General features: G+C 35.2%; 18 protein-coding genes and 1 pseudogene. 12 read left to right on the top strand and 7 right to left on the bottom strand.

Annotated features, from left to right (window positions below; translation table 11 throughout):
- Positions 1-530: 530 nt before the first annotated feature.
- From ACRD7B_RS03890 to ACRD7B_RS03835, 12 genes and pseudogenes are all read left to right on the top strand, one after another.
- On the top strand, positions 531-1058 hold the full coding sequence (locus ACRD7B_RS03890) for an RNA polymerase sigma-70 factor (protein WP_430823159.1): 528 nt from the start codon (positions 531-533) through the stop codon (positions 1056-1058).
- A 76-nt stretch (positions 1059-1134) separates the two neighbouring features.
- Positions 1135-2283, top strand: a complete 1149-nt coding sequence (locus ACRD7B_RS03885) for a FecR family protein (protein WP_430823158.1) — start codon at positions 1135-1137, stop codon at positions 2281-2283.
- Between the two features lie 100 nt (positions 2284-2383).
- Complete coding sequence (locus ACRD7B_RS03880) at positions 2384-5899, top strand: SusC/RagA family TonB-linked outer membrane protein (protein WP_430823157.1); 3516 nt, start codon at positions 2384-2386, stop codon at positions 5897-5899.
- 10 nt (positions 5900-5909) lie between these two features.
- Positions 5910-7280, top strand: coding sequence for a RagB/SusD family nutrient uptake outer membrane protein (locus ACRD7B_RS03875; RefSeq protein WP_430823156.1), 1371 nt, complete (start codon positions 5910-5912; stop codon positions 7278-7280).
- Positions 7281-7374: 94 nt separating this feature from the next.
- Entirely contained in the window at positions 7375-8574 is a 1200-nt protein-coding gene (locus ACRD7B_RS03870; protein WP_430823155.1) for a redoxin domain-containing protein, read from the top strand.
- Positions 8575-9483: 909 nt separating this feature from the next.
- A complete protein-coding gene (locus tag ACRD7B_RS03865) occupies positions 9484-10659 on the top strand; it encodes a sensor histidine kinase (RefSeq protein WP_430823154.1) in 1176 nt (391 codons plus the stop codon).
- A gap of 4 nt (positions 10660-10663) precedes the next feature.
- Positions 10664-11314 (top strand): response regulator transcription factor, encoded by a 651-nt coding sequence (locus ACRD7B_RS03860; RefSeq protein WP_430823153.1) that lies wholly within the window; start codon positions 10664-10666, stop codon positions 11312-11314.
- A 100-nt stretch (positions 11315-11414) separates the two neighbouring features.
- A complete protein-coding gene (locus ACRD7B_RS03855; RefSeq protein ID WP_430823152.1) occupies positions 11415-11852 on the top strand; it encodes a response regulator transcription factor in 438 nt (145 codons plus the stop codon).
- A 172-nt stretch (positions 11853-12024) separates the two neighbouring features.
- Complete coding sequence (locus tag ACRD7B_RS03850) at positions 12025-13854, top strand: methyl-accepting chemotaxis protein (protein WP_430823151.1); 1830 nt, start codon at positions 12025-12027, stop codon at positions 13852-13854.
- A 199-nt stretch (positions 13855-14053) separates the two neighbouring features.
- Positions 14054-15973: a methyl-accepting chemotaxis protein gene (locus ACRD7B_RS03845; protein ID WP_430823150.1), complete on the top strand. Its 1920-nt coding sequence runs from the start codon at positions 14054-14056 to the stop codon at positions 15971-15973.
- A gap of 211 nt (positions 15974-16184) precedes the next feature.
- Positions 16185-16742: a FecR domain-containing protein gene (locus ACRD7B_RS03840; protein WP_430823149.1), complete on the top strand. Its 558-nt coding sequence runs from the start codon at positions 16185-16187 to the stop codon at positions 16740-16742.
- A 169-nt stretch (positions 16743-16911) separates the two neighbouring features.
- Positions 16912-17051 (top strand): annotated as a pseudogene (locus ACRD7B_RS03835) (transposase); the annotation flags it as partial.
- A 122-nt stretch (positions 17052-17173) separates the two neighbouring features.
- Here ACRD7B_RS03835 and ACRD7B_RS03830 read toward each other — a convergent pair.
- The 7 genes from ACRD7B_RS03830 to ACRD7B_RS03800 form a co-directional block, all read right to left on the bottom strand.
- Positions 17174-18736, bottom strand: coding sequence for a beta-N-acetylhexosaminidase (locus tag ACRD7B_RS03830; protein ID WP_430823148.1), 1563 nt, complete (start codon positions 18734-18736; stop codon positions 17174-17176).
- A gap of 3 nt (positions 18737-18739) precedes the next feature.
- Entirely contained in the window at positions 18740-20893 is a 2154-nt protein-coding gene (locus ACRD7B_RS03825) for an alginate lyase family protein (protein ID WP_430823147.1), read from the bottom strand.
- A 75-nt stretch (positions 20894-20968) separates the two neighbouring features.
- A complete protein-coding gene (locus tag ACRD7B_RS03820) occupies positions 20969-22123 on the bottom strand; it encodes a BT3233 family polysaccharide utilization protein (protein WP_430823146.1) in 1155 nt (384 codons plus the stop codon).
- Positions 22124-22125: 2 nt separating this feature from the next.
- Positions 22126-22929: a gluconate 5-dehydrogenase gene (locus ACRD7B_RS03815; protein ID WP_430823145.1), complete on the bottom strand. Its 804-nt coding sequence runs from the start codon at positions 22927-22929 to the stop codon at positions 22126-22128.
- Positions 22930-22973: 44 nt separating this feature from the next.
- Positions 22974-23819 (bottom strand): 5-dehydro-4-deoxy-D-glucuronate isomerase, encoded by an 846-nt coding sequence (kduI, locus tag ACRD7B_RS03810; protein ID WP_430823144.1) that lies wholly within the window; start codon positions 23817-23819, stop codon positions 22974-22976.
- An 18-nt stretch (positions 23820-23837) separates the two neighbouring features.
- Positions 23838-25169, bottom strand: a complete 1332-nt coding sequence (locus ACRD7B_RS03805; protein ID WP_430823143.1) for an MFS transporter — start codon at positions 25167-25169, stop codon at positions 23838-23840.
- A 4-nt stretch (positions 25170-25173) separates the two neighbouring features.
- Positions 25174-25851: a bifunctional 4-hydroxy-2-oxoglutarate aldolase/2-dehydro-3-deoxy-phosphogluconate aldolase gene (locus ACRD7B_RS03800; RefSeq protein WP_430823142.1), complete on the bottom strand. Its 678-nt coding sequence runs from the start codon at positions 25849-25851 to the stop codon at positions 25174-25176.
- Between the last annotated feature and the right edge of the window lie 238 nt (positions 25852-26089).

The raw sequence follows: 26089 nt of genomic DNA, 5'->3' as shown, positions 1-26089 counted from the left end.
ATTTACCATCCAGTTTCATTTTCCATCGCCAAATGATTGAGCGGTTTAACAAAGTAGAATAGTTGAAGGAGTATCCCTTTTTTAGCAAAAAATTTTAAAGAAGTGTGATAAAAATTATAATTCATCATCAATTAGAGAACTAAATTAAAACTATGATTACTGTATAGATATTACCTAAATTAATAAATTCTTAAATCAGAAAAACACTTCGGTTAAAGATTTGATTAGTATAGAGTCTCACAAAACGGGCGGTTTTTTTGGTATGTCGGGCATGGTAATGTGTAAGCTACCCTGTTTTTAGTACAGAGTTGTTAAAGAAATTATCTTAAGTTTTAATCTTAAGACGTTACCTTTACCTTCATAATGAACATCTAATGTTGATGCAAATTCCCTACTTTTACTCTCGACATTGATATTTTCCAAACTTATCACGTCTAACCAGCTGGTAGTGTGTCATTTATTTTTCATTATATACTTAGGCTTTTTTTATTAAAATTGTTATAATTGAATAAATATAAATTTACAACGGTTTGAACTATACAAATAGTGAAATAATAAAATTGATTGAAGAAGGAGATCTAAAAGCTTATAAGTCTCTGTTTTCTGAATATTTTAATAGTTTAGTTCAATTTGCATCAGGTTATGTTTTCGACAAAGAAGTAACTAAAGATTTAGTTCAAGATGTCTTCATCTATTTATGGGAAAATCATTCCCAGCTCAAAATTAAAAATTTAAAATCCTACCTTTATACAGCTGTAAAAAACAAATGCTTGCACTACATAAACCATCTTAACGTGAGAGATAAACACAAGGTGTTTATCGTTAATAACTACCTAGAATTACATGACGATGCGATTGATTATGACCCAGAATTGATTAAACAAATAAAAGCAGTCTTAGAAGCCTTGCCTAAAGAGATGAAGCGAGTTTTTAAAGCTAAATACTTCTACGACCTAACAGTTCCTGAAATTGCAGAGGACTTAAGTATATCTCCTAATACCGTTAAAACACATTTAAAAAGAGCAAAAGCAGCCCTTCGGGACAAATTATTTATCTAAACGTTAAGAAAATTCATTTTTCTGTCACCCCATTAAATTGTTTGAAGGTCATAAAGGCATAAAAGACGGAACATATATGCCTGTGAAAATTGAAATAGAATCAAAAACCCTTTGGAAAGTATATAAAGATACTGCCTCTGTCGATGAGTTAAAACAATTCAATCAATGGCTCAAAACAAGTGATCAGAACAAACTTTACTTTGACCTATTCTGCGAAAAGATTGAAGCTGAAAGACAAGAATTAGATAATTCTGAAATAGAAAAGTCGTGGAAACAAATTTATTACTCCATTGCAGTAAAGAAACGATTTAATTCAATTCTTAAATATGCCGCGGCCATTACCCTTCCCCTTATTTTAGGCTTAAGTATTTTTTATTTAAACAACACATCACAAACTAAAACGACAGCGCATAATGAAATACTTCCAGGCGTTAGAAAAGCCACTTTATTTCTTAGTGACGGTAGTACCATAGCGTTAGACGTCAATGATTCTGACATCGTTTTTAAAGAGAACGGACAAGTGGTAGGAAAGGATTCGTTAAGCACTTTAGAATATATAGATGTTGGAACAAATGAGTTGATCTATAACACCATTAAAATCCCTTATGGAGGTGAATACAACCTGAGATTGAGTGATGGGACCATTGTTTGGTTAAATGCAGGTAGTGAATTAAGATATCCAGTCAATTTCATTGGAAACAAACGAGAGGTATTTATTAAAGGTGAAGGCTTTTTTGATGTTGCTCATATTGTCTCCAGCCCCTTCCTTGTGCATACGGACTACTCCACCGTAAAAGTATATGGAACAGAGTTTAATGTGATGAGTTATAGCGATGACAAAATAGAACAGGTCACACTTGTAGATGGCAAGGTAGGAATTAACATCAACGGCAAACAAACATTGCTTAAGCCTGGAGAACAAGCGGAGGTTACCCCCCATTCTTCAGTAGTCGCTGTTAAAAAAGTGGACACCGAACTATATACAGCCTGGACTGGTGGTGAATTGATTTTTGAAAACATGCCGCTTAATGAATTGGCTAAAAAACTGGCTCGTTGGTACAAAGTAGACTTCTTCTTTGCTAACGATGGCGTTTCGCAAAAGCGATTCACAGGTATAATTGATAAAAATAATGATTTTGAGTTTTTTATGTCACTAATTGAAAAAACCACTAACGTAAAAATTATAGTAAACGGCCGTACTGTTTTGGTGAAGGAACAAATATAAAACCAGAATGTGCTGCAAACACATTCTGGTCTGTAATTATAAATCCCAGGGTAATAAATTAAGACACATTGCCCTAAGTCTAAATGTAAACTACAAAATTATGAAAAAAAATTGGAAGTGGACTACGCTTTTGCCAAAGCTTAGTATGCCACGTAAACTGTTATTAATTATGAGAATTAGTTTTATTCTTCTGTTCGCAGTTTTATTGCAAGTATCGGCTACAGGACTTGCCCAGAAAGTAGTGATTGGTGAAAGTAATGTCACTTACAAACAACTATTTAAGGAAATTCGCAAGCAGACTGGTATCGTTACCGTTTTGAGTAATGATGAAATTGATCTAAACAGTTATGTTACTATTGAAAGTGCTGAATTCGAATTAGAAAACTTATTGAAAGAAATAACAACAGAAATAGGATTAACCTACGAGTTAATTGACAACTACATTGTAATTACTCCTTTAAGTGTAAAAGAAAAGATAATAGAATTTGTAACTCTTCAACAGGAAAAAAGAAGTATTACAGGAACTATTAAAGATAATGAGAACTCACCATTACCTTTTGCAGCAGTCCGTATTAAAGGCACTAGTATTGGTACCGTTTCAGATGTAAATGGAAACTACAACCTACAATTTGATGTGCAAGAAAATATCATCTTGGAAGTATCCAGCCTTGGTTTCGAAACTCAAGAGATTGCCATTGATGGGAGAAGCGTTATTCACATCACGCTAGTAGCTTCAACATCTGGTCTTGATGAAGTAGTTATCATTGGCTTTGGTAGCAAAGATAAAAAGAGTCTCACCAGTTCAATCGTTTCTATGGATAAAGAAGAAATGGAAAGGCTGGCAACCACCAGTACTACTGTCGACAACATGTTAGGCGGAACAATGAAAGGCGTACTAATGACACAAAACAGTGGTGAACCAGGTGCTACACCATCAATTAATATCCGAGGTATTACAACACCCTACCCTAACATGACTTCTGGTCAAGCCAATAATATCCCATTATTTGTTATTGATGGCATCCCAATGTTTGTGGAATCCAATGCGATTAATCCCTTATTAGCGCTTTCTCCCAACGACATAAAGTCCATTGACGTATTAAAAGATGCAGCCGCTACAGCTATCTATGGATCACGTGGAGCCAACGGTGTGATTATTGTAACCACAAAAAGTGGTTTCAAAGGCGATAAAGTAGATATTGAAGCTGGTTATACATTCTCCATAGGTAACCCTATCAACCAGTTTGATCCGCTAAATACGGATGAATTTAAGAATCTGCAAGACATGATACTTAGTAGTACAGTAAAGGCCATTAATGATTTTCGCAGTTACGCAGATCCTTTTGTATTAAATAGCCTTGGTCACGTTAGCATGGACTGGAATACATGGATGGTTACTTATGATGGCTTACGAGAAGATGCTTTCGGTACCAAAACAACAAATTGGGTTAAAGAAGTGCAAAACAAAAATGCACCTACCCATCAGTACAACATTGCCTTTCGGGGCGGAACAAAAAGCTCTAAATATTCAGCATCCTTTAATGGCATGAATCAAGAAGGTTTGTTCATCAACGATAAGCTTGATCGCTATGGTGCGCGCCTGTCATTAGACAGTGATATTTCGGACAAATTAACACTTGGAGCCATGATGAGTTATTCGGTTTCAGAGCGTAATAGTGCCACTGAACAAAGTTACATGACCAACCCTATAAAACCGTATATGGTACGACCTGATGTACCTGTTTACAATGAGCGCGGCGACTATAATCGCATTGATGCCTCTATGATGTATTATGGCATGCAAAATGATTTAGCGAACCCTGTCGCAGCAAGAGAAAAGGAATCTTTATTTGAGAGCCAACAGTTCTTAGGGAATGCCTATTTGGACTATGACTTCACGGAACATTTTGCTTTTCATGCAGATATCAATCTTTCGAACTATCATTTTGAAAACAATTATTTTTCACCGTTAGTGAGTAAAGACATTACTTATGGTTTACCTGCTTTATCGTCTTTAGATGCGAGTACAAGTTCATCAAGTACCTCAGCTGTTAACTTCCGCTTTGATTATAAACGTAAAATAAACAAACATGACTTTGCGGCTATGGCAGGGTATGGAGCCGATCGCATGTACTCAAAGTATCAGAGCTCATCATTCCAAGGCTTTCCAAATGACGAGCATATGAATAACGCAGGTTCAGCTCGTGAATTAACGTACTTTACTGATGGCAACAACAAGAGTGGTTTAAACTCTATTTACGGACGATTAAGCTATAATTTCGACCACCGTTATTTGGTTGAGGCTGCGATGCGTGCCGATGAATCATCTAAGTTTGGTCCAGAAAACCGATGGGGTTACTTTCCTGCTTTGTCGCTAGGTTGGCGCATAAATAATGAGTCCTTCCTAAAAGATGTGGGACAAATTGATGATCTTAAATTTAGAATAAGTGCAGGTAAAACAGGGTCAACTAATGTGGCCGACTTCTCATACAAACAATATTTTACACGTAGCAGTTCTGACTATTATGGCGATGAATTATCTGTTCGTATTAAAGATTTGCTGCCTAACGAAGGTGTCAAATGGGAGCTAACAACCGAGTATAATGCAGGTCTTGATTTTTCATTCTTTGCAAACCGATTGTATGGTAGTATGGATGCATATTATCGCTATACCGATGGAGCATTGGCGCCAGCACCACACATATTAGAGTCAGGTTTAACAACTTATTATGCAAACGTTATAGACATGAGTAATAAAGGAATGGAATTTTCCTTGGGTGGCGATATAATCCGAAACAGCAATTTTACATGGAACAGTAATCTTAACATTTCTTTTAATCGCAATAATATCGAAAAGCTTAACAATGCATCTATCAGCCCTTACATGCAGGATTCTTTTATTGAAGGGCAACCCGCAGGAACACTTCGTGGCTATAAGGTTAAGGAAATCATACAGGAACAATCTGTCATCGACGAACTAAATATGAAGGCCATTGAAGCTGGCTTCAATAATTATCAGGAATTTAGCACTGGTGTTGGCGATTACTTAATGGAAGATATCAATGGAGATGGACGTATAACAAGTGAAGATGCAGTAGTGCTTACGAACCCTGAACCTGATTATTTTGGTGGTTGGTCTAATACCTTTGCTTATAAAAATGTATCGCTGTCATTTTTACTGCAATTCTCTAAAGGAGTTGAGGCTTTATGGAATAATCTATTAACAGACTCAGGTGGTAGTGTTGGCATGAGCGTAAACAGAGAATTATATGGTAACACCTGGACTCCAGACAATACAGGTGCGCGATATGCTCAGTTAATCAATTCAAGTTATGGATATTACAACTTTGCGCAATCAGATCGTTTTGTATTTGATGCATCGTATCTACGTATGAAGAACATAAACTTATCGTATCAACTACCAAAAGGATTTCTGAACCGTTTTAATATTGCTAACGCTTCTGTTTTTTTGGCAGCAACCAACGTATTGACAATTACAAACTGGCCAGGGCTTGATCCTGAATTATTGGGTAGCGGAGTAACCAGTATGTCAAGTAATTCAGATCCATATCCGTTAAGTAAAACTTTTTCGGTAGGTATTAAGATTAAACTTTAAAAAGAAGGTAATGAAACATTTATTTATAATATTAGCAATAACACTATCCATCATCAATGCATCATGCGATATGATGGGTGATTTGGACCAAATGAAACCTGAAAACGTGCTGACTGACGAAACCTTAATAACGGATGAAATGTCAGCAGAAACAGCAATTAATGGCGTTTATGCTACCTGGAGAACCATTGAAATTGGTTGGTTTACCCATTTAATGTCTATGCGAACAGGAACGGAGCAAATGCGATACATTGGGGGTTACCAGGGATTTCCAGAAAACGATGTTAAGATTGAAAACATTGGAGTACAAAAAAATTATACGGCACTTTACCGAGTAATTAACATGGCTAATTCTGTGATTTCACAGTTGGATGGTAAAATCATTGAAGGTCTTAGTGATCAGCGGACAACCGAAATTCTTGCTGAAGCAAAATTCCACAGGGCAATGGCGCATTTCCACTTACTAAGGGAATTTGGAGAGTTCTGGGATAAAACCTCTGAATATGGTATGGTAACCTATGAAGAAACGGTACGTGGTGACTTTCCTAAAGCACGCAATACCGTACAAAACACTTACCAAATAATACTTAATGACTTAAATGAAGTTGTTAAGATGGCGCCCGAAATGCCCAAGGCACATTACTATATCAGCCAGTTAACTGGCAAAGCTCTTTTGGCTAAGATTCATTTGTACATGAATGATTTTGAACAAGCTGCTATTCTAGCACAGGAGGTAATCAATGATGGACCAGCGCTTGGTTATAATTTGGAAACGGTTTATTTTGATGTTTTCGAAAACGCTTTTTACTCGCCTGAGGTATTATTTGCGTTACATGCCAGTTACCCTAACGAACCAACTAGCATCTATGGCTCCACACTAAGACCTGGCGGAACACTGACAAGCATTGCTGATCAAATGGTTGATGGTGATGGTATTTATGATAAGCGTTATGTCGATGCCTACCTTAATGCTCGAAATAAGTACGTTCAGGAAGACTTTGCGTCTAATGAACCGGCCAATACACAATTTTTTTTACGCATGGCCGAAATGTACTATATCGTTGCTGAGGCGCAGACTCGCTTGGGTGAACCTGAATCTGCCCGTGTAGCCCTTGCAACAATTACGGAACGTGCTGGATATAGTCAGACTGATATTGATGCCATTGCAGACGATATGTTATTAGATCAAATATTAAAACATAAGTGGATGGAATTGAATACTGAGAATAATGAAGAGTGGTTTGATTTAGTCCGTTATCACATTCTGGATAATTATGTTATCGCTCCTGATTTTGTGATGTCTGACAAGCACCTCTTATTACCTATTCCAAGAGCTGCTATGGCTGGAAACAACCTACTTAAGCAAAATAAAGGTTACTAAATTAACTTGTAATTTAATTCACAAAAACTTGCTGATCCACATCAATGTATAGTGTGGAATAGCAAGCATAGTTATAACATTAATAATATTGATTATGAAGAAATTATTATATATGCTAACGGCTGTCATAGTATTGATGAGCTGTGAAGCCGAAGAAAGGTATTCACTCACTGGTCATGTAAAAGGAGATGTTGATGAAGCATGGGTTTATTTGCAGAAAATGGAAGTTGAAGGCCCTTTGAATATCGACAGCATGATAATGAATAATGGAAATTTCAATTTTACAGGTAAGGTAGATTATCCGGGCTTATACGCTATTGCAATTGATCGCACTCCGGTTGGAGAAGAAAGAAACTATAAGATGGTGAATGTAGCCAAGTTCTACTTGGAGAACGCTGATATTACTTTTGACGGTGACATTGAAACACTACCTACCTATTACTATAGCAGAAATAAAAAAACTGTGAAACCAACTATCTCTGGATCACAGACGCACAATCTCAACCTTCATTGGGACAGCATCCAGAAACCTCTGGCCTTAAAGCTTCGTGATTTGGATAAGAAATATATGAATGAATACTCTATCCCTTATTTCGACGATCATGTTGAAAACATTGAAGTTGGAATAGCCATTGCAGAGCAAATGACAGAGACAGAAATTGAGTTGCGTGATTTAAAATTAAAATTTATAAAAGAAAATATCAATTCGGTTTTAGCTCTGGATCTAGCATCTCATTTTTTCACAGGCATGTATGTTGACCTTACAGTGGAGGAGATAAATGAAATGCTTAGTTGGTTTAAAAAAGAATGGGCAGAAACACCATTACTAGTAAAACTTAAACAACAAGCTGAAGCGGCTAAGCGAATGGCTATGGGACAACCCCTTAAGGACATTGATTTATTAAACACAAAAGGAGAACATGTTCCTCTATCCTCACTGATTGAACCTGGTAAATTAAATATGCTGGAGTTCTGGGCCAGTTGGTGTGGACCATGTCGTGGTGAAATACCCCACTTACGCCGTGTTCATCACCAATATAAAGACAAAGGATTTAATATTATCAGCATCTCAATTGATGGCAAGGAAGCTGACTGGCAAAAGGCGATGGCGGAAGAAGCCATGGTTTGGAATCAATTACGCGATCCCAAAGGCATGAATGGTGATGTAAGAGACGTCTACAACGTATTTGGTGTTCCTACCTGTATCATTCTCGATGAAGAAGGTAGAATATTTAAAACCAACATGAGAGGATCCTATTTGGATCTTTTCTTACAGGAAACTTTTGACAATTAATAATAGATTAAAAAAGAACATCTATTATACTGCAAAATCTCTTCTTAAGATATGTAGTGTCTATTATAGTAGACATTACTAACAAATGTAAAATGGTGTGCCAATTTAAAGGATTGACACACCATTTTTTTGGTCAGAGCATTAAATCAATTCTTTTTTAATTTTCTTTTATCGCTATTTTAAGCTGGACTATCTTAAGTTAAAAAAATCAGCTAGTTTAACTTCAGTTTCGTTAACCCTTTATCGTTCGTTCAGAACATAAAAGAATAAACTAATTTACTATCTAAAGAGCAACTTTACAGCTTAAAATGACAGACATAGAAGTTATTTAATAACCCACCAAGAACACCTCGTAACCTCTCTAATCAATGTATGATTAACAAAAAAAAAGATTCTACACTCTAATTTATAAGAAAAAACAACGACGTTCATCAACTAAACTAACTTTCCTATTTTTTGTTATATTCTTATATTTATGGTTTTAATTAAAAATAAATATATTTGAATTTAGGTTTAACATACTCTGGAATACTATCTTCTTTTGATGTGGTTAAAGAGAAGATTCTTGATTTTACATTTTTAGTTTTCACCCTTTTAATTGGACCTTTATACCTGTATGGTATCTTTTGGTACGGCTTTACAGATATCTTAATATCCATAATGAATAGCCTTATTCTGATAAGCCTTATAACTATTTTAATCTTCATTAAAAGAATTAGAGTCGACTTTAAAAAAAATATACTCTTATTCATATTGGTATACGGGAATCTGTATAGTGTTTATAATTATGGTATTTTTAGTGGTTCACAATTTTTCATGATATTAACATTTGGATTGGCGACATTTTACTATCCAAAATGGATGGCTATAAGCATCAATGTCGGAATTGCTATTTCCTATATATCCTTCATGATATTATATACAAACGAAATACTAATTTATGATATTTCACCAATCAAATTTGCTAGTAACGGTATTATATGGTTATCTGATTTTCTGCTAACGCTAATGACTATTGGCATTGGCGGTTTCGCACTGAATAAAACCTTTTTAGCCTATACCCAACAAATAAAAGAAAAAATAGAAAATTCGAAAAACATGCATTATACTATTGAGAACCTACCAATACCTGTTGGAATACTCAATCGCAATAAAGAAATCATTCATGTAAATAAACAATTTAACACATACTTTGGATACAAAACCAAAGATATACCAACATTTGATGATTGGATGTTAAAAGTATATCCTGAACCTTTTCAACACGATCGAAAAAAGGAAGAAGTAGAGTTATTAATGAAAGAGGGATTTAAAGCGCAACATATTGCTCCCATCGAATTCCATAATTTACAAACTAACAACAATGAGTTAAAAAGTGTAGAGGTACATTATACTATAATTGGAGATATGGCCATATGCACATTCAATGATTTAACTGAAAGAAAACGACAAAAAAGACTTATTGTTGAAACAATGATGCAGGCTGAAAAAAAAGAGAATGGTAGGATTGCTCGGGAACTTCACGATGGCATTGGCCCACTACTCTCCACCGCGAAAATATATGCCCATAGTATTGGTAATAGTTGTGTTTATAATATGAAGGGCGAACACATTGAACGCTTGAACCACCTATTAGACAATTCGATAATCGAGATCAGAAACATCATAAATAATATAGGCCCTCAAATATTAGAACAGTATGGCTTATCAAAGGCTATTCAGTCATTTATTGAACACATTCAACCAATATCAAATATCCAGTTTGAATTTAATAACAACAACGTACACGTAAAATCAAAACTCATAGAATTTGCATTATATAGATCCATAAACGAATTAATTAATAATTCAATAAAATATGCTTCTCCTGTATCCATCAGCATTGATATGAGCGAAAACTCAAAAGGTATTAAACTGACGTATAAAGATGATGGAATTGGCTTTGATTATGAAGAGGCAAGAGGAAAGGGGTTTGGACTTGAAAATATAAAGAACAGAATTGATAACCTTGGTGGTGATTTAACGTACTTAACATCAATTGGCAATGGTGTTTATGTTGATATTCAAATACCCGAAAAAACTTAATGATATGATTAAGGTTGTTATTGTTGAAGATCATGAAATGGTACGAGAAGGATTAAAAGTGCTTATAAATCAATGGCCTGACATGGAAATAGTTGGCGAATTCAGCACCGGTAATCAATGGCTTGACTCCATCAAAACGATTGAAAGCGATATCGTTTTACTGGACATTAACATGCCTAACATGGATGGATTAACAGCAATAAAACAAGCCTTAGCGATTGATGCAGAAATTAAAACGATAGTGTTAACTATGCATAGCGACAGTAATTATTTTAGAGAAGCATTTATTGCTGGAACAAAAGGTTATATACTTAAACAACTTAGCGCCAAGGATCTTGAAAAAGCCATAAGAGAGGTATATAAAGGAAATACGTATTTCTCAAACGATTTTTTAAATAGAGTTGCTGCAAACATAAAAGAAGTACAGAACAAGTCGTCCGAAACACACAGCAACACTTTTTCTCTTTCTGAACAAGAACAACAACTATTAAAGAATATCTGCAAAGGCTATACTAATAAACAGTTAGCAGAGTCTATGTTTTTAAGTGTTAAAACAATAGAAAGTCAAAAATCAAAGCTAATGAGAAAATCTAATTCAATGAATAATGCCAGTCTTATTGTATGGGCAATTAAAAATAACATTGTTAGCGTATAGCCTCACAATAGGGAAAACCCTTCATGCGAAATAGCATTTTCCCTACACACAAATAGGGATTTCTGACAAACTTATTTAGCTCCTTTCCGTTCAATAAAGCATGAAAACAGAAGAAAATTATAAGGTAATCATTGCCGATGATAGTCATATATTTATAAATGGTATTAAATTATTATTTGAAGAGTTACCACAATATGAGATAATTGACTTTGCTTACAATGGTGACGAAATTGTAAACCATCCAAACTTGGGAAATATTGACTTGTTGTTATTGGATGTTAATATGCCTTTGTTGGATGGTATATCAGCGGGTCGTCAAATCAATTTTCAATTTCCATATTTAAAGATGGTAGCGATTACCTTAAATAGTGATCAGGTTTACCTGGAACAATTAATTCGTGCAGGATTTAAAGGATTTATTGATAAAGCTAATATTACAAGCCAATTAGATACTGTTCTTAATCAGGTTATGAATAATAATTTTGCTTTCCCTAAAGAAATTTTATCCAAACTGGTTAATAAATCAGAATCCTCTTAATCACATTTCAAATAACCTACATCAAATAGAATAACATCCACTCATTTTATCGTAAAAAAAAGTTGCTTTTACTTTTTGAGTCAAATTTTCACCTACCATTTCATCATTTAAGTACCTCTTTGTCTCGCGCGGAGCACAAGTCGTTATTTAAGTATGAAAAATTATTACTATTATGAAAATTAAAAATTTAAAGGTTGGAACAAAGCTGGGAATAGGTTTTGGAGTCATCCTAGCATTAACTATAACAGCTAGTATTATAGGCGTTATTATTTTTAATAATGTTGTTTCGAGAGTAAACAATAGTCATGCCATTAGAGATATCGTTGATGAAACGCTTCAAATGAGAAGGTCTGAAAAAGATTTTATATTACGTAAAGATCATAAATACATTGGCAAGGTACATGAAGGAGTAAACAATATTGTAAAAATTGCTAAGCAGTCAAAAGGTAAACATTCGAAGCAAACGGACAAAAATGAAAAAAACAATATCATCGGAAAAGCTCAAGCATACAAAAATGCTTTTGACCAATATGTTGCCTTAGAAACCATGAAGAATGACAATATGGCCACAATGCGTTCTTCGGGGCAGACGGTAATAAGTTTTTTAAGCGAGGCAAAAGGAATTGTTATGGATTTTTTCAACTCTAATTCAAACATAAATGCTTCGAAACGGTATGCTGTATTACTATCAGATATTGGTGAAATTACCAGGCTATTTTTAGAAATACGAAAAAGTGAAAAGGACTTTATTATTTTTAATGAACAAAAATATTTTCAGAAGTTGAATACGAATTATCACAAGGCTATTGAACTTACAGAAGGCTTAAGAAAAAATGTTACCCAAGCTCAAAGTTTAAAACTAATCGACGAGCTTTTAGTAAACTTAACGACATACAAGACTGAATTCAATAGCTTTCATACTTCAATGCAGCAGCAAGAAAAAGTTGCTGAAATAATGGTCTTAAATGCACGCGAAGTAATTGATTTGTCAGAAAAAGCTTCTTCCTTTCAAACAGAAAGAATGTATAATGAAATAATTAATGCAAAATCAGTTTTAGTTATTTTCTCATTAATAGCTGTTATTTTAGGTACTATAATTTCAATTATCACCGCAAGAGGAATCGTCATTCCATTAGCGAAGGCTGTTACATTTGTTAACGCAATTTCAAAAGGTGATTTAAGCAAGAGCATTAACATTAATCAAGAAGATGAAATAGGGCAGTTAGCTAAAGCTATGAATATAATGGCTAGTAAACTTAAAATAATAGTTGAAGATATAGTCTCTGGTTCAATCAATATAGCAAGCGCCAGTGATCAAGTAAGTTCTACTGCACAACAATTATCACAAGGCGCAAATCAAATGGCATCAACGGTGGAGGAAGTATCGTCAACAATGGAAGAAATGACAACAAACATTGAACAAAAGACTAACAATGCCATGGACGCGGAAGCAATAGCTAATTTTTCAAAATCTGGTATTAAAGATGTACAGAAGAACTCAAAAGTTACCATATCTGTAACAAAAGTTATTTCTGAAAAAATAGCAATAGTATCTGACATTGCCTTTCAAACTAATATACTAGCATTAAATGCGGCGGTAGAAGCAGCACGTGCTGGTGAAAACGGCAAGGGTTTTGCAGTTGTTGCAGAGGAAGTTCGTAAACTTGCAGAAATTAGCAAAAAAGCAGCTGAAGAAATTGTCAACCTTACTCAAGACGGATATAATCAGGCAGACAAAACAGGCAAGCGAATGGAAGAGTTATTGCCTGAGATTGATAAATCAGCGTCCTTGGTAAAGGAAATAGCAGCAGCTAATAGAGAGCAAAATAACGGAGCTCGTCAAATCAACAATGCCTTACAACAGCAAAGCACTGTAACCCAAGTAAATGCTTCCGCTAGTGAAGATTTGGCAACAAGTGCAGAAGAAATGGCAAGCCAAGCAGAACAGTTGAAAGAATTAATAAGCTTCTTTAAAACAGACAAGCACAATAATAAAGGTTAAACACCAATATTTAGCTCTTTTAATTAACATTCATCCAAAAGTTCAAATCACGATAACTTTACATAAGACAACATGAAGGTTCGGAATAAACTTTCGTAAAATGACTACTTTTTTCATTACAATCCAACTATAAGTAACACTATACCTCTGCTGTACTTAGGTCATTATTTACCAATGAAAATCAATTATTATTATCACTATGAAAATTAAAAATCAATTATTTTTAGGATTTGGAATCTTGATTCTTTTTCTATTAGCTGTCGTACTATCAATTCTCATACTAAATACTAAAAGTGTTAAATATGCAAATGAGACATCAACGGATGACGTACCAGGAGCCATACATTATTTATTTGTATTAGATGAAATTAATGATATGAATTCTAATACACTAGAGTACCTTAGTGGCGAAGATGATGAAAACATTGCCTTTGAAGAAAACTACCAGGAATTTCTTAATTACTACTCAATTCTTTACAAATTAGAATCTGCCAATACAAAGGATAAAGCAAATATGGAATTAATTGATAAAACTGTTACTGAATATGTTCAGGTTATCAGAAATGAAGTATTTGCAAAATACAACCCCATCCAAGAAAAAGAATCGCTTAAATTGGCTAATGATCTAAAAAACAATGAAGGCACGGAGTTAATAAAATTATTAGAAAAACTAAGTAATGAAGAGTATAAAGATGCCCTAAGGTCAGGTGATTTAAATGAAAGCTTACACGATGATATCCCTGGTTTAATATACTATTTTGATTTGCAGAAAAGTGTGACTAATATGCTATTTTCGTTGTCGGAGTATACTTCTGGAGGAGTTGAGGGCAAGAAGTATTTTTACATTTTTGCCGAGAAATTCTTAAAAACAGTAAAGGCTTTAAAGCCATTAGAACGTAAATCAAGTGAAATAAAACAGCTTCAGATTGTAGAAGGTTTGTTTAATACAATTAAACTAGAGGGAGATCAACTATTTAAAACCTTCGATCCACTAGCTAAAAAAGATGCAATAGCAATAGTAGATAAATATGAAAACGAAACCTTCTCAAAAATAGAAGAGTTACTTGATGAATCGGTTATTAGCGAAGTAAATGAAGCAACCACAGGCTTAAATCAACTTATTGCTTTTCTTAAAAAAATAAATACAATTTCAATTACTTTAACTCTATTATCTATAATATTAAGCGCTGCCGTCATATATATCATTATAAAGAGTATAATTCCACCGCTAAATAAAGGTTTAAAATTTGCTAAAGCTCTTTCTGAAGGTGATTTCTCATCCACACTTTCGATCGATAGTAAAAATGAAATTGGTACTCTTGCCACATCTCTCAATGATATGATGCTTAAAGTTAAAAGTGTATTGGAAGCAATTACAACATCTTCTCAACAAGTAAAAGCTGGTACTCAACAGGTTTCAATAACCTCCCAAGGGTTAAGCACTGGATCAAGCGAACAAGCATCAACTGTTGAACAGATTGCATCTTCAATAGAAGAAGTAACTGCTAGTGTTTTGCAAAACAACGATAATGCTCACAGAGCAACTTCAATTACAAAACAAGCAGAAACTGGCATACAAGAAGTAGCTTCTTTAAGTAACGAAACAGTTAAGGCTAATAAAACTATTTCAGAAAAAATTCATATCATAACAGATATTGCTTTCCAGACAAATATTCTTGCTCTAAACGCAGCAGTTGAAGCCGCACGAGCCGGAGAATATGGTAAAGGTTTCTCTGTTGTAGCCGCTGAAGTTCGAAAGCTTGCCGAATTAAGTAAAAATGCAGCAGAAGAAATTGTAAGTACAACAAACAAGGCTTACGAAATATCAGAAAAGGCAGAAAACAAACTAAATATGATGTTACCAGAATTAGCTAAATCATCACTACTCATACATGAAATTTCAGCTTCTAGTAATGAACAAAGTTCAGCTATAAATCAAGTAAATAGCGCAGTATTACAATTAAATAATCTTGCTCAAAACAGTGCTTCAAACAGTGAAGAGTTGGCAGCGAGCGCAGAGGAAATGTCTAGTCAATCAGAATCTTTATTGCAAACAACAGAATTTTTCACCCTTGAAGTGAAGAATCAAAACAAGATTGAAAGAATGAAAGCCTCATAAAAAGCTAAATTAACAGATCTAAATTGAGCACCATAACCACATCTTCCAGTGATGTATAAAGTAGAGGCAGAACATCTGGAGTGGAATTTATGGTGGTGTCAAATCTTGAAATAGTAGCACATGATGTAGTTCAATATTATCCATACCTCAAGAACATAATGAATACCAAATAAATTTATATTTTGCCTGTCGATTTATTAATTTTGTGAATATGGAAAAATACCCAAAATTGCTTATTGCAATCCTTTTAACTCTAACTTCTTGTAACCAAATACATATTAAAAGTAAGAATACAGCTCAAATAATAAGCTTACCAGACAGTTCTTTGATAATCCTAAATATCGATAGTAAAATAAGTTTCAATAAAGATTTTCATGAACGAAAAGTAATACTTCAAGGGGAAGGTTTTTTTATCGTAAATCCAAAGAGCAAGCAATTCATTGTTGAAACTAATCACGGGGATATCTGTGTTTTAGGAACCTCATTTAATGTGGAAAGCAACAAGGATCAGCTTAACGTTGAAGTCGATGAAGGGGAAGTAGAGGTAATAATTAAAGATGAAAAGAAGAAACTTCTTAGAGGAGAACGAATTCTTTATAATGATGCTAAACAACTTTTTATTAAAAGAAAGGCTGAATTTAAACACCATATATGGACTGAAGAGTTTAAAAATGATATGAGCTACCTAGAAAAAGAAGTGGAAAAAGGTGGAAAGAAACTGCATAAGAGATTAAAAAAGTGGAGAAATGAAATCAAAAATAAATTATAGTAGTTAATAGATTGGTAAGCACTTTACTTCTTTTTTAAATTAACATGATTATTTTTATGATGATGCAAGAATAAGAAAACTTAAACAATAAATAGAAGAATATCTACATTGCACCCACACAAGATGCTGCTAAAGCGGTCCAGTTTTAGAAGGAAAAGACCACCACTGAGAGGTTCTGACTATATTTTTTGAGTTTCCTATGGAAACAAGGAAAATAATGTACCCAACTAACTTAATTGAAAACTTGAATGGTAAAATCGAAAATTCACGAGAAATAAACTCCCTTTTCCAACAAATAAAGCAGTCATAGTATTCCTTTGAATAATGGATCTAGCTATAAACAACCCAACCATCGGTATTTTGTTGATTTACACACTTTGTTCATCATTTCCAATTTTGTTTTTAGCTACTTAATAGAGAAATATCAACTTTTAATAAATTGGCTCTTTATGTTCTCTTGGATTAAGATTGTTGAAATAATAGATACTCTCCTCATTGAGAAACTTAAAAACCATGGGTAAATTTTCATGAAACCGCGATATATCTTTATTCTTTTTCTTTGTCCAGGCAGATTCTGACAAGGCAATTATTCGCGGAAAAGTCATATAATCAAACCTTCTGCTACTCTTAACAGTTTCTGTCCATAAGTTACCTTGAAGACCCTCAATTAGAACTATTTCTTTTTCTGAGAATTCGTGTACATCATCAGGATAATTGTATACATCATTGATAGTGCCGAAAATATCACCCCAACGTCTGCCAACACTGTCCTTTTCATATTGTACAAAATCAAAATATAAAGGTAGGCGTGGGCAAAGAACGATTTGAAACTCCTTATCTAGGGCTTTTTGAAGTTGTTCCACTTTGTCGTGACGCCACCAATAAACTAAAGCTGTTTCATTACCAATACCTGAATCTACAATTTCATCCCAACCAGCTATACCTTTGTTGATTTCAAATAGATAATTTGCCATCCTTCGCATAAAATAGTGCTCTACATCCAGAGGCGTTTTTAATTTTTCACGTTTCATCAGCAATTGGATAGAATCATTCATTTTCCATTTATTATTCCCATAATGAACTTCATCTCCACCCAAATGAATGTGCTTGGAAGGAAAAAGTTGTGCTACTTCTTCCAATATCGTATTTAAGTATGTATATGTTGTTTCTTTGCCTACATCAAATGTGAAGTCAGGATGCTTATCACTTCCTCCCCCTGAATATTCAGGATACGCTCTATTTGCCGCAGAAGCATGCCCGGGCATATCTATTTCGGGTATAATTTCAATAAACCGTTCTTTTGCATACTTTACCACTTCCCGAATCTCATCTTGTGTATAATATTTTGCCTTTCCTCTTTGATTGGTATAATCACCAATCCCACCTATTGTGGTAAGCTTAGGTAAGGACTCAATTTCAATTCGCCAACCATGTTCATCTGTTAAGTGCCAATGAAATTTATTTAATTTAAACATGGCCATTATATCAATTATTTTCTTCACTTTCTCTTTCCCAAAAAAGTGCCTGGATTCATCTAACATATATCCTCTATATTCAAATCTTGGCTCATCTTTAATGGTTCCACAAGGGATTGTTTTTCTATTGGAAAACTTTAATTCTTGCCAAATTGTCATTAAACCGTAAAAAATACCATGAGCATCTGATGCTGTAAGTGTTATTCGTTTTTTGTTAACAACTAATTCATAAGCCTCTGATTTTATTTTACATGAATCTACCAACATCAATTCTATTGTTTCGATAGATTTATCATCAGTTACAATATCAAAATCTTTAAATCTTTCTTTGAATAAGAATACAGTTTGATTTAGACAGCTATCTGAACTCAGAAAAGTAATTCCATTTTTAAAACTAAAGTTTCCAGCGCAATAAGAAATTGAATTTGGGTATGGAATAAGGTTCCATGACTCGATTTCTTTCGTTTGACAACTAGAGAGTAATAGTAAAGTAAAATATAGGGTTATTAGATTTTTCATTGCCTATTCTTTAATCACCTTTTCTTTGTATACTCCATCTTGTTTCTCAAGCATAATAACCTCTCCACTTAAAAATTGGTCATTCACAATAAAAAAATGTTTCGTTCGATTATGTCTGACAATGATCGTATACTCTTTATTCTCAAAAGAAATAGTAAGAGCTTCCGCCTCTTTATCAGTAAATAATTGTCTATTAAGACTATAGACAGGAACACGTTGATAACTTATATTTGTTTGTTCTGGAAAATACAGCAAAGTAATAAATGAGTCAAAGCCGGTTGACTCAATAGATAGTTCTGCTCGTAAACTCTTCTTTTTAAGGTTGTATTCAGGAGACCACCATGCATCAGACAGCTTAATATCAACATCTTTTATTGGCTGTATTTTTAAATTATTTGCTTCATATGTCGTGACTAAAGTACCATCTTCGATAAGCACATTTTTATTTGGAAAATTGAAGTACTGTGAATAGGTATGCCTTTTATTAGCTGAAAAGCTATCAAATACGAGCCAAACATTAGCTTCCTTTAAAAACAACATTCTTCGTTTCATTATAACAGGATCTTCCAGCCTCTTATAAGCAGTATTCTCTGCTTCACCATAATCATAAACATCTTCCAGCTTTGTGAATACTCCCTCAGACCTTGCACCGTATGAATTCTGCCACGAATTGGCATAAACGGAGTTAGGCAAGTTATCTACTCCTAAGGTATTATGACTGATATTACTTTTAAACAATTTGCGCCACTTACTCTCTACATATGTATACCTTCCGCCATCAACCAGATAATCTCTCCCGTTAGCAAATAAATTAATATGCAAAAGGTCGTCGTGCCCATGACCACAACCTAATTTTTTCATATGTAAACTTGTATAGCTTGCATCTTCCGTCCAAGAGTTACGCATATATAAATCACCTGAGCTATTCTGATAAGTAGATACAAAACTAGGACTATGTGAATCCATTTTCTTATAACTAATTAGCTTATCTTTCCCGAATAGAAACATATTTTCATAATCAAATTCAGAATAAGCCCTTGACTTTAAAGTTGGATCTAAAAACAAATAAGCTGCGGTTGTAAGTATACCACGCGTATCCGTATCATCACTATCTCCTAATAAAGGCTGATGGTAATTTGGTTTTTGCCATTGAACATTCGCATAAGCCATGGCTTTGGTTTTCTCAACAATCAAAGATGATAATTCAAAATTATTATGCCTTGCAAGAAAAATAACGTTCATATAACAATGAAACACTTCATTATGGTACATTGGAGATTGCTCCCATTGTGTTCCATCTTCCATTATTTGTAGACCAATACAGGTATTCAAACAAGTTACGGCACTTCTCTGCCATTGATCGGCTACTTTAAAATCCTCTAAAAAGTGTGTGAGTGTATACAAACCATTAAACTCAATCACACCCCAATTACTCGTTTTCGAGAAGTTACTAAACCCACTGTTTAAGTACTCCCCATGCTGATATAAGGAACCTATGAATTTAGAAAAAAAATGAGGCGTAATGCTTTCTGAATTCTTAAAATATTCAAATGCTTTCACCCAGTTTTCACAACGAATACCAGATTCAAGTCTTCTCCATGAATAATACTTCAAACTATCTTCTAACGGGTTCTTATCAATCCAATGACTAACTTGCTGGGTGAATACCTTAGCATATTTCTCATCTTTTGTAAGAAAATAAGCTTTCCCTAAATCAATCCAGTATCGGTGCCTGTTTAACATGAAGCACCACTCCTCATCCCCATTGGGTATGGCAGTCCAATCTATTTCTTCTTTAAACTGATAGGGAATATTCGTTTTCTCCATATCCCAATCATAGCGAAATAAAAAACATTTATTCAGCACCTCATCAGCCGTCTGTATTGATTTCCTTACATCACTTTTATAATGCGACTTTATGTATGAAAGGTCCTTATTTGAAACATTCAAATAGATATTTTCTTTTGAGCGATATAATTCTAGTAATTCATTCATTGCCTGATCATATTGATCTGCTTTAATGAATTCATTAAGAACCGTCAATCGGGGTAGTTCACCATTGATTTTATTTAAGATATCTTCATTAATATTTTGCTGTGCACACAAGCCATTAGCAATGAATAAAACTATGAATGTGCCTATTATTTTTGATCTCATAAATAAAATATTTTCAGATTATTTTTAACTAAGAGGCTATGAACTTTATCAATAGTGAACTCATCTACTTAATCTTTAGCGGAACTTAACGCTTATCGGATACTTAATCTTTTCAGCAAAACTATTCAGATAACTCTCCCAAGCATCATTATCTCCATATTGCTTACTTCCACTCCAGGTAAAACCGGCATAAAATTCCACCTTACCGTCGATCACTTTCAGGTGCATCAATGCATGGCTTTCATCTTTTATATCTGATTTGATCTGTGATGTACTTAGCAAATAATCAGGATGTGCGACCATAGCTGTATTTAACTCTTCACCTTTATGCGGTGTATGATAATTGATCCAAGTGCTGTTTTCAGTAACTTTACCAAGTTGATCGTGCAAGGTTAATCCTACCGTTAACGTATCGGCACCTTCCACTTCAACCACATACTTGGTAAAATTAGTGCCTAACTGGATCGAAACATGTTTCGTTTCTTTCACAGTTGAGGCTCCTACTTGGTATGGCGCATGGTTCAATGTAAATTCGGATAATAAAGGTCCATTGTTATGAACCTTATGTGCTGTAAAATTAAATGCTGCAAATAGTTTTCCATCGAACATAACACCAGTTGCCCCACATCCACGACTAGGCCCAACATGGTAGTTATCCAGGCCTTCGCCATGGTCGATATGATAATAACCAGGCTCATCGACATTGCCCTGATACCACTTATTGATGATGGAATAATCTACTTTTTTTAACCAGCAGTCAATCCCACTGGATAAAGTACCACCCTTTTCGCCAGCTTCAGCCATACGCTGAGCTTCTGGTCCGTATGTACGAAACGCCACTCGATCATTTTCCCAGGCAAAATCATCAGTGCGTTCTGGTACAAAACGTGCGAACGTTCTCACTTCATCGGTGATTTTAGTAGTTTCTCCAGGCACAATTAAAAAAGTCTTTTCCTCTTGAGCTTCCAGATTAACCATAAAAGTTATGGCATCTACCTTATCATCCCCATCCGAATCTAATAGTTGACTTGGTACTTCGAGCCCATTGACATTCTCCTTAACTACCAAATGAGAACAATCGAACCCTTTATCTGTCAAGCTGACGCGAACCAACTCATTGCTTCGTTGTAAATCAGAAGGATTACTAACAGATAATTTTACTTGCTGTTGGTTGCAGCTGCTCATAACGAGCAGGACTGCAACAAACACTATAGAGACTATTTGCTTCATAACTATTCTTCTATGTCATTTTCACCTTTCACATATCCGAAATTGGCCAAAATACCGCCATCTACGTAAAGTACGTGACCGTTTACAAATTCACTAGCTTTAGAAGCTAGAAACAAAGCTGCATTACCAATGTCTTCAGGCTCGCCCCAACGAGCAGCAGGCGTACGTGTCATCACTAAATCGTTAAACGGGTGACCACCTTCACGAATTTCTGCCGTTTGAGAAGTCGCGATGTAACCTGGTCCAATACCATTGATTTGAACACCATACTTCGCCCACTCACAACACATGTTAGCCGTTAGTAATTTCAGTCCACCTTTGGCCGCTGCGTATGCCGAAACAGAATTACGACCGTACACACTCATCATCGAACACATGTTGATAATTTTACCAGCACGTTTTTTAATCATGCCAGGCGCTACACGTTTAGCTACAATTAATGGAGCAACTAAGTCAACTTCTATTACTTGCTTAAAATCGGCAATCGGCATATCCAATATTGGAATACGTTTGATGATTCCAGCATTGTTAACCAAAATATCGACACCACCAAGATCATTCTCAATTTGGCTAATGCCCTTATCCACTTCTTCTTCGTTGGTCACATTAAATACCAAAGTATATACATCAATGCCAACTTTAGCATACTCAGCTTTACAGGCTTCCAATTTCTCTTCCGACAAATCGTTAACACATATTTTAGCTCCTGCCTGGCCCAACACCTTACCAATAGCCATTCCAATACCGTGTGTTCCACCTGTGATTAGAGCAACTTTACCTTCTAATCCAAATAATTCGTTTATCATGAGTTTTCTTTTTTCTAATGATTAAAAAATGTGAATTTACCAGCCTAACGTAACTCGTCAGGCTGAATGTGATCCATATCGGTATAATCAAGGTTTTCGCCTCCCATACCCCATATAAAACAATAATTGCTTGTTCCTACACCTGAGTGAATTCCCCATTCTGGAGAGAAGACAGCTTGCTCATTGTGGATAAATAAGTGACGCGTTTCTTGAGGTTCTCCCATCAAGTGACAAACAGCTTGTCCCTTTGGCACTTCAAAGTAGAAATAAGCTTCCATGCGACGATCGTGTGTATGACTTGGCATCGTATTCCACACCGAACCTTCATGTAATTCGGTTAAACCCATTACTAACTGACACGACTCAACAATACCTGGTACGATCAACTGATAAATTGTACGCTCGTTACTTGTTGCCTGCGAACCCAAGTTCAGGATGTTCGCCTTTTCTTTATTAACAACTGTTGTTGCATACTCCTTGTGCGCTGGAGTTGAGCTCAAGTAAAACTTAGCTGGATTACTTTTATCTGCACTGGCAAACTTCACTTCGTTACTCCCTCGGCCAATATAAATAGCCTCTTTATTTTTTAACCGGTACTCAATACCATCAACCGTTACAATACCATCACCAGCAATATTGATGGCACCTAACTCGCGACGCTCACAGAAATATTCGGATTTAATGGCATCAATGGTCTCCATCACCAACTCCTGGTCAACAGGAAATGCTCCCCCAAGAATGTAACGTTCGTATTGTGAGTAACTCAAGTTTATTTCGTCTTTTACAAATAAAGTCTCCACCAGAAACTCTTTTCTTAACTTCTCTGTATCGTAGTTTTTAACGTCTCCCGGATGACAGGCTCTGCGACGGTCGTAATTTATTGTTGTCATAACTGTATTATTTAAATATTATTCTTTTACTAAATTCAAATTCTCATCAAGCGGAGTCATTTTAGGTACAAGTAATTGTACAATACCTAAAAGAACTAAGTACATGGCGCCACCAATAAGGAATGCCCAGAAGTAACCCGTATTTCCAGAACTATCAAGAACAGTACCTAAAGCAACATCGGCAATAGCAGCAGCGACTACTCCAACCATACCTCCGATTCCAGTAACAGAAGCGATTGCTTTCTTTGGGAAAATATCAGATACTATTGTAAAAATATTAGCCATCCAAGCCTGATGACCAGCCGCTCCAATACCAATTAAAACAACCGCTACATACAAGTTCTCAGCAAAAGCTACATAACTGACCGGTAAAATTATTAATGCACAAGCTAACATCGTTCTCTTACGTGCCTTATTTACAGACCATCCTTTGCTCATAAAGTGACCAGATATCCATCCACCCATGATACTTCCTCCATCTGCTAAAGCATATATTATCAAAAATGGAAGTCCCATACTTTTAATATCTATACCGTATGTAGAAGCCATGTATTTAGCACCCCAGAACAAATAGAAGAACCAAACCGCATCAGAAATTTTTGCTACAGCGAAAGCCCATGTTTGTCGCTTTGGCAACACTTTAGCCCAGGAAAGTTTTTCAGTACTTTCGGTAACAACTTCATCGGAGTTAATATAATCCAATTCCTCTTTTGAGATATTTGGATTCTCTTCAGGTTTCTTATAAACTTTTAACCATAAAACAACCCATATAGAACTTAAAGCCCCTGTTATTAGAAAAGGAATTTTCCAACCTTCACCGGTATGCTTATCAACAATTGCTCCTACCACAAATGGCGCAGCAATCGCCCCAATACTTGTGGCAGCATTGTATAAGCCCGTTGCAAACGCGCGTTCTTTTTTAGGAAAATACTCTGCAACAGTCTTATTGGCTGCAGGGAAATGCCCCGCTTCACCAAAACCTAAACCAAAACGAGCAATAGCAAATAAACCTACACTGGTAATTGTCATATTAAAAAGCGTAATCTCTTGAACGACCAATGCATGTCCCATACCAAACAAACTCCATATACCAATGGCCAGCATGTAACCTTTTTTAGTTCCCAAACGATCGATAATACCACCCATAGTAAGCATACCAATTCCATAAGCTACCTTAAAGGCAATAACAATTGTTGCATAGTCTGTGTTAGTCCAATCAAACACATCTTCTAATATTGGAGCCAAAACACCAATAATACTTCTATCGAAGTAATTAATGGTAGTAGCAAAAACCAGCATCAATAAAATTCGATAACGATACTTCGTTGTTACATTTGTTGATTTTGTCATATTCTTATATTTTGCTTTTTATACTGCGGATTGTTTCAATCAATTCTTTAACTTTCTCTTCGAGTGCTAGCCAATCCTTATTGTCTATAATATCATTAGGAAAAAGATTAGACCCCATACCTACACAAGTCACGTCTGCGGCAAACCATTGTTTTAAATTCTCTTTTTCACAGGTAACCCCGCCAGTAGGCATAATGTCAGTCCATGGCATTGGTGCTTTCACTGCTTTCACAAAAGATGGCCCACCGACTTCTGATGCTGGAAATACTTTCACTACTTCTGCACCAAGTTCCTGAGCTTTATTAATTTCAGAAATGGTTCCACAACCTGGTGACCACATAATCTTACGACGACTACAAACTTTCGCCATCTGTTCATTTAAAAGTGGTGACACTATAAAGTTGGCACCATTTTGAATGTAAAGAGCTGTCGTTCCTTCTTCAACTACGGATCCAGCTCCCATAATCATACCAGGCAATTCAGCCAAAGCAAACTTATTTAATTCGGTAAATAGTTCGTGAGCGAAGTCGCCTCGATTAACAAATTCAAATACTCGTATTCCACCGTCGTAGCAGGCTTTAGCAACTGCTTTACAAACTTCAATATCAGCATGATAAAAAACGGGCACGACACCTGTCGTTTTCATTGCCTGATACACTTCTATTCTTGTATACTTTGCCATTTGTTTATATAGTAATGTGAGTCGGCTGTGCTGAATTCCGTCTTTCAAACTTTCCTTCAACACAGCCTAATCCACCAAAAATTTTAACGACTTACTCGACCGGAGGCATCACCTCCCATTAGTTTTTCCACTTCTTCAACTGATACTAAATTATAATCACCTTTAATAGTGTGCTTTAAACAAGAAGCTGCTGTGGCGAACTCTAGCGCCTTCTGATCATCACCTTCATAAGTTAATA

The sequence above is a fragment of the Carboxylicivirga fragile genome (assembly GCF_050589805.1).
GTDB lineage: Bacteria > Bacteroidota > Bacteroidia > Bacteroidales > Marinilabiliaceae > Carboxylicivirga > Carboxylicivirga fragile.
Note: the sequence above shows the minus strand (reverse complement) of the source record. Positions and strands in the feature narration are given on the sequence as shown.

What these genes read in the sequence shown, in the direction of transcription:
- ACRD7B_RS03820 (WP_430823146.1), bottom strand. Translation starts at nt 22,123, where the DNA reads ATGAAGCAAATAGTCTCTATAGTGTTTGTTGCAGTCCTGCTCGTTATG.
- ACRD7B_RS03805 (WP_430823143.1), bottom strand. Translation starts at nt 25,169, where the DNA reads ATGACAAAATCAACAAATGTAACAACGAAGTATCGTTATCGAATTTTA.
- ACRD7B_RS03865 (WP_430823154.1), top strand. Translation starts at nt 9,484, where the DNA reads ATGATATTATATACAAACGAAATACTAATTTATGATATTTCACCAATC.
- ACRD7B_RS03845 (WP_430823150.1), top strand. Translation starts at nt 14,054, where the DNA reads ATGAAAATTAAAAATCAATTATTTTTAGGATTTGGAATCTTGATTCTT.
- ACRD7B_RS03860 (WP_430823153.1), top strand. Translation starts at nt 10,664, where the DNA reads ATGATTAAGGTTGTTATTGTTGAAGATCATGAAATGGTACGAGAAGGA.
- ACRD7B_RS03850 (WP_430823151.1), top strand. Translation starts at nt 12,025, where the DNA reads ATGAAAATTAAAAATTTAAAGGTTGGAACAAAGCTGGGAATAGGTTTT.
- ACRD7B_RS03855 (WP_430823152.1), top strand. Translation starts at nt 11,415, where the DNA reads ATGAAAACAGAAGAAAATTATAAGGTAATCATTGCCGATGATAGTCAT.
- ACRD7B_RS03800 (WP_430823142.1), bottom strand. Translation starts at nt 25,851, where the DNA reads ATGGCAAAGTATACAAGAATAGAAGTGTATCAGGCAATGAAAACGACA.
- ACRD7B_RS03880 (WP_430823157.1), top strand. Translation starts at nt 2,384, where the DNA reads ATGAAAAAAAATTGGAAGTGGACTACGCTTTTGCCAAAGCTTAGTATG.
- ACRD7B_RS03825 (WP_430823147.1), bottom strand. Translation starts at nt 20,893, where the DNA reads ATGAGATCAAAAATAATAGGCACATTCATAGTTTTATTCATTGCTAAT.
- ACRD7B_RS03840 (WP_430823149.1), top strand. Translation starts at nt 16,185, where the DNA reads ATGGAAAAATACCCAAAATTGCTTATTGCAATCCTTTTAACTCTAACT.
- ACRD7B_RS03830 (WP_430823148.1), bottom strand. Translation starts at nt 18,736, where the DNA reads ATGAAAAATCTAATAACCCTATATTTTACTTTACTATTACTCTCTAGT.
- ACRD7B_RS03885 (WP_430823158.1), top strand. Translation starts at nt 1,135, where the DNA reads ATGCCTGTGAAAATTGAAATAGAATCAAAAACCCTTTGGAAAGTATAT.
- kduI (WP_430823144.1), bottom strand. Translation starts at nt 23,819, where the DNA reads ATGACAACAATAAATTACGACCGTCGCAGAGCCTGTCATCCGGGAGAC.
- ACRD7B_RS03875 (WP_430823156.1), top strand. Translation starts at nt 5,910, where the DNA reads ATGAAACATTTATTTATAATATTAGCAATAACACTATCCATCATCAAT.
- ACRD7B_RS03815 (WP_430823145.1), bottom strand. Translation starts at nt 22,929, where the DNA reads ATGATAAACGAATTATTTGGATTAGAAGGTAAAGTTGCTCTAATCACA.
- ACRD7B_RS03870 (WP_430823155.1), top strand. Translation starts at nt 7,375, where the DNA reads ATGAAGAAATTATTATATATGCTAACGGCTGTCATAGTATTGATGAGC.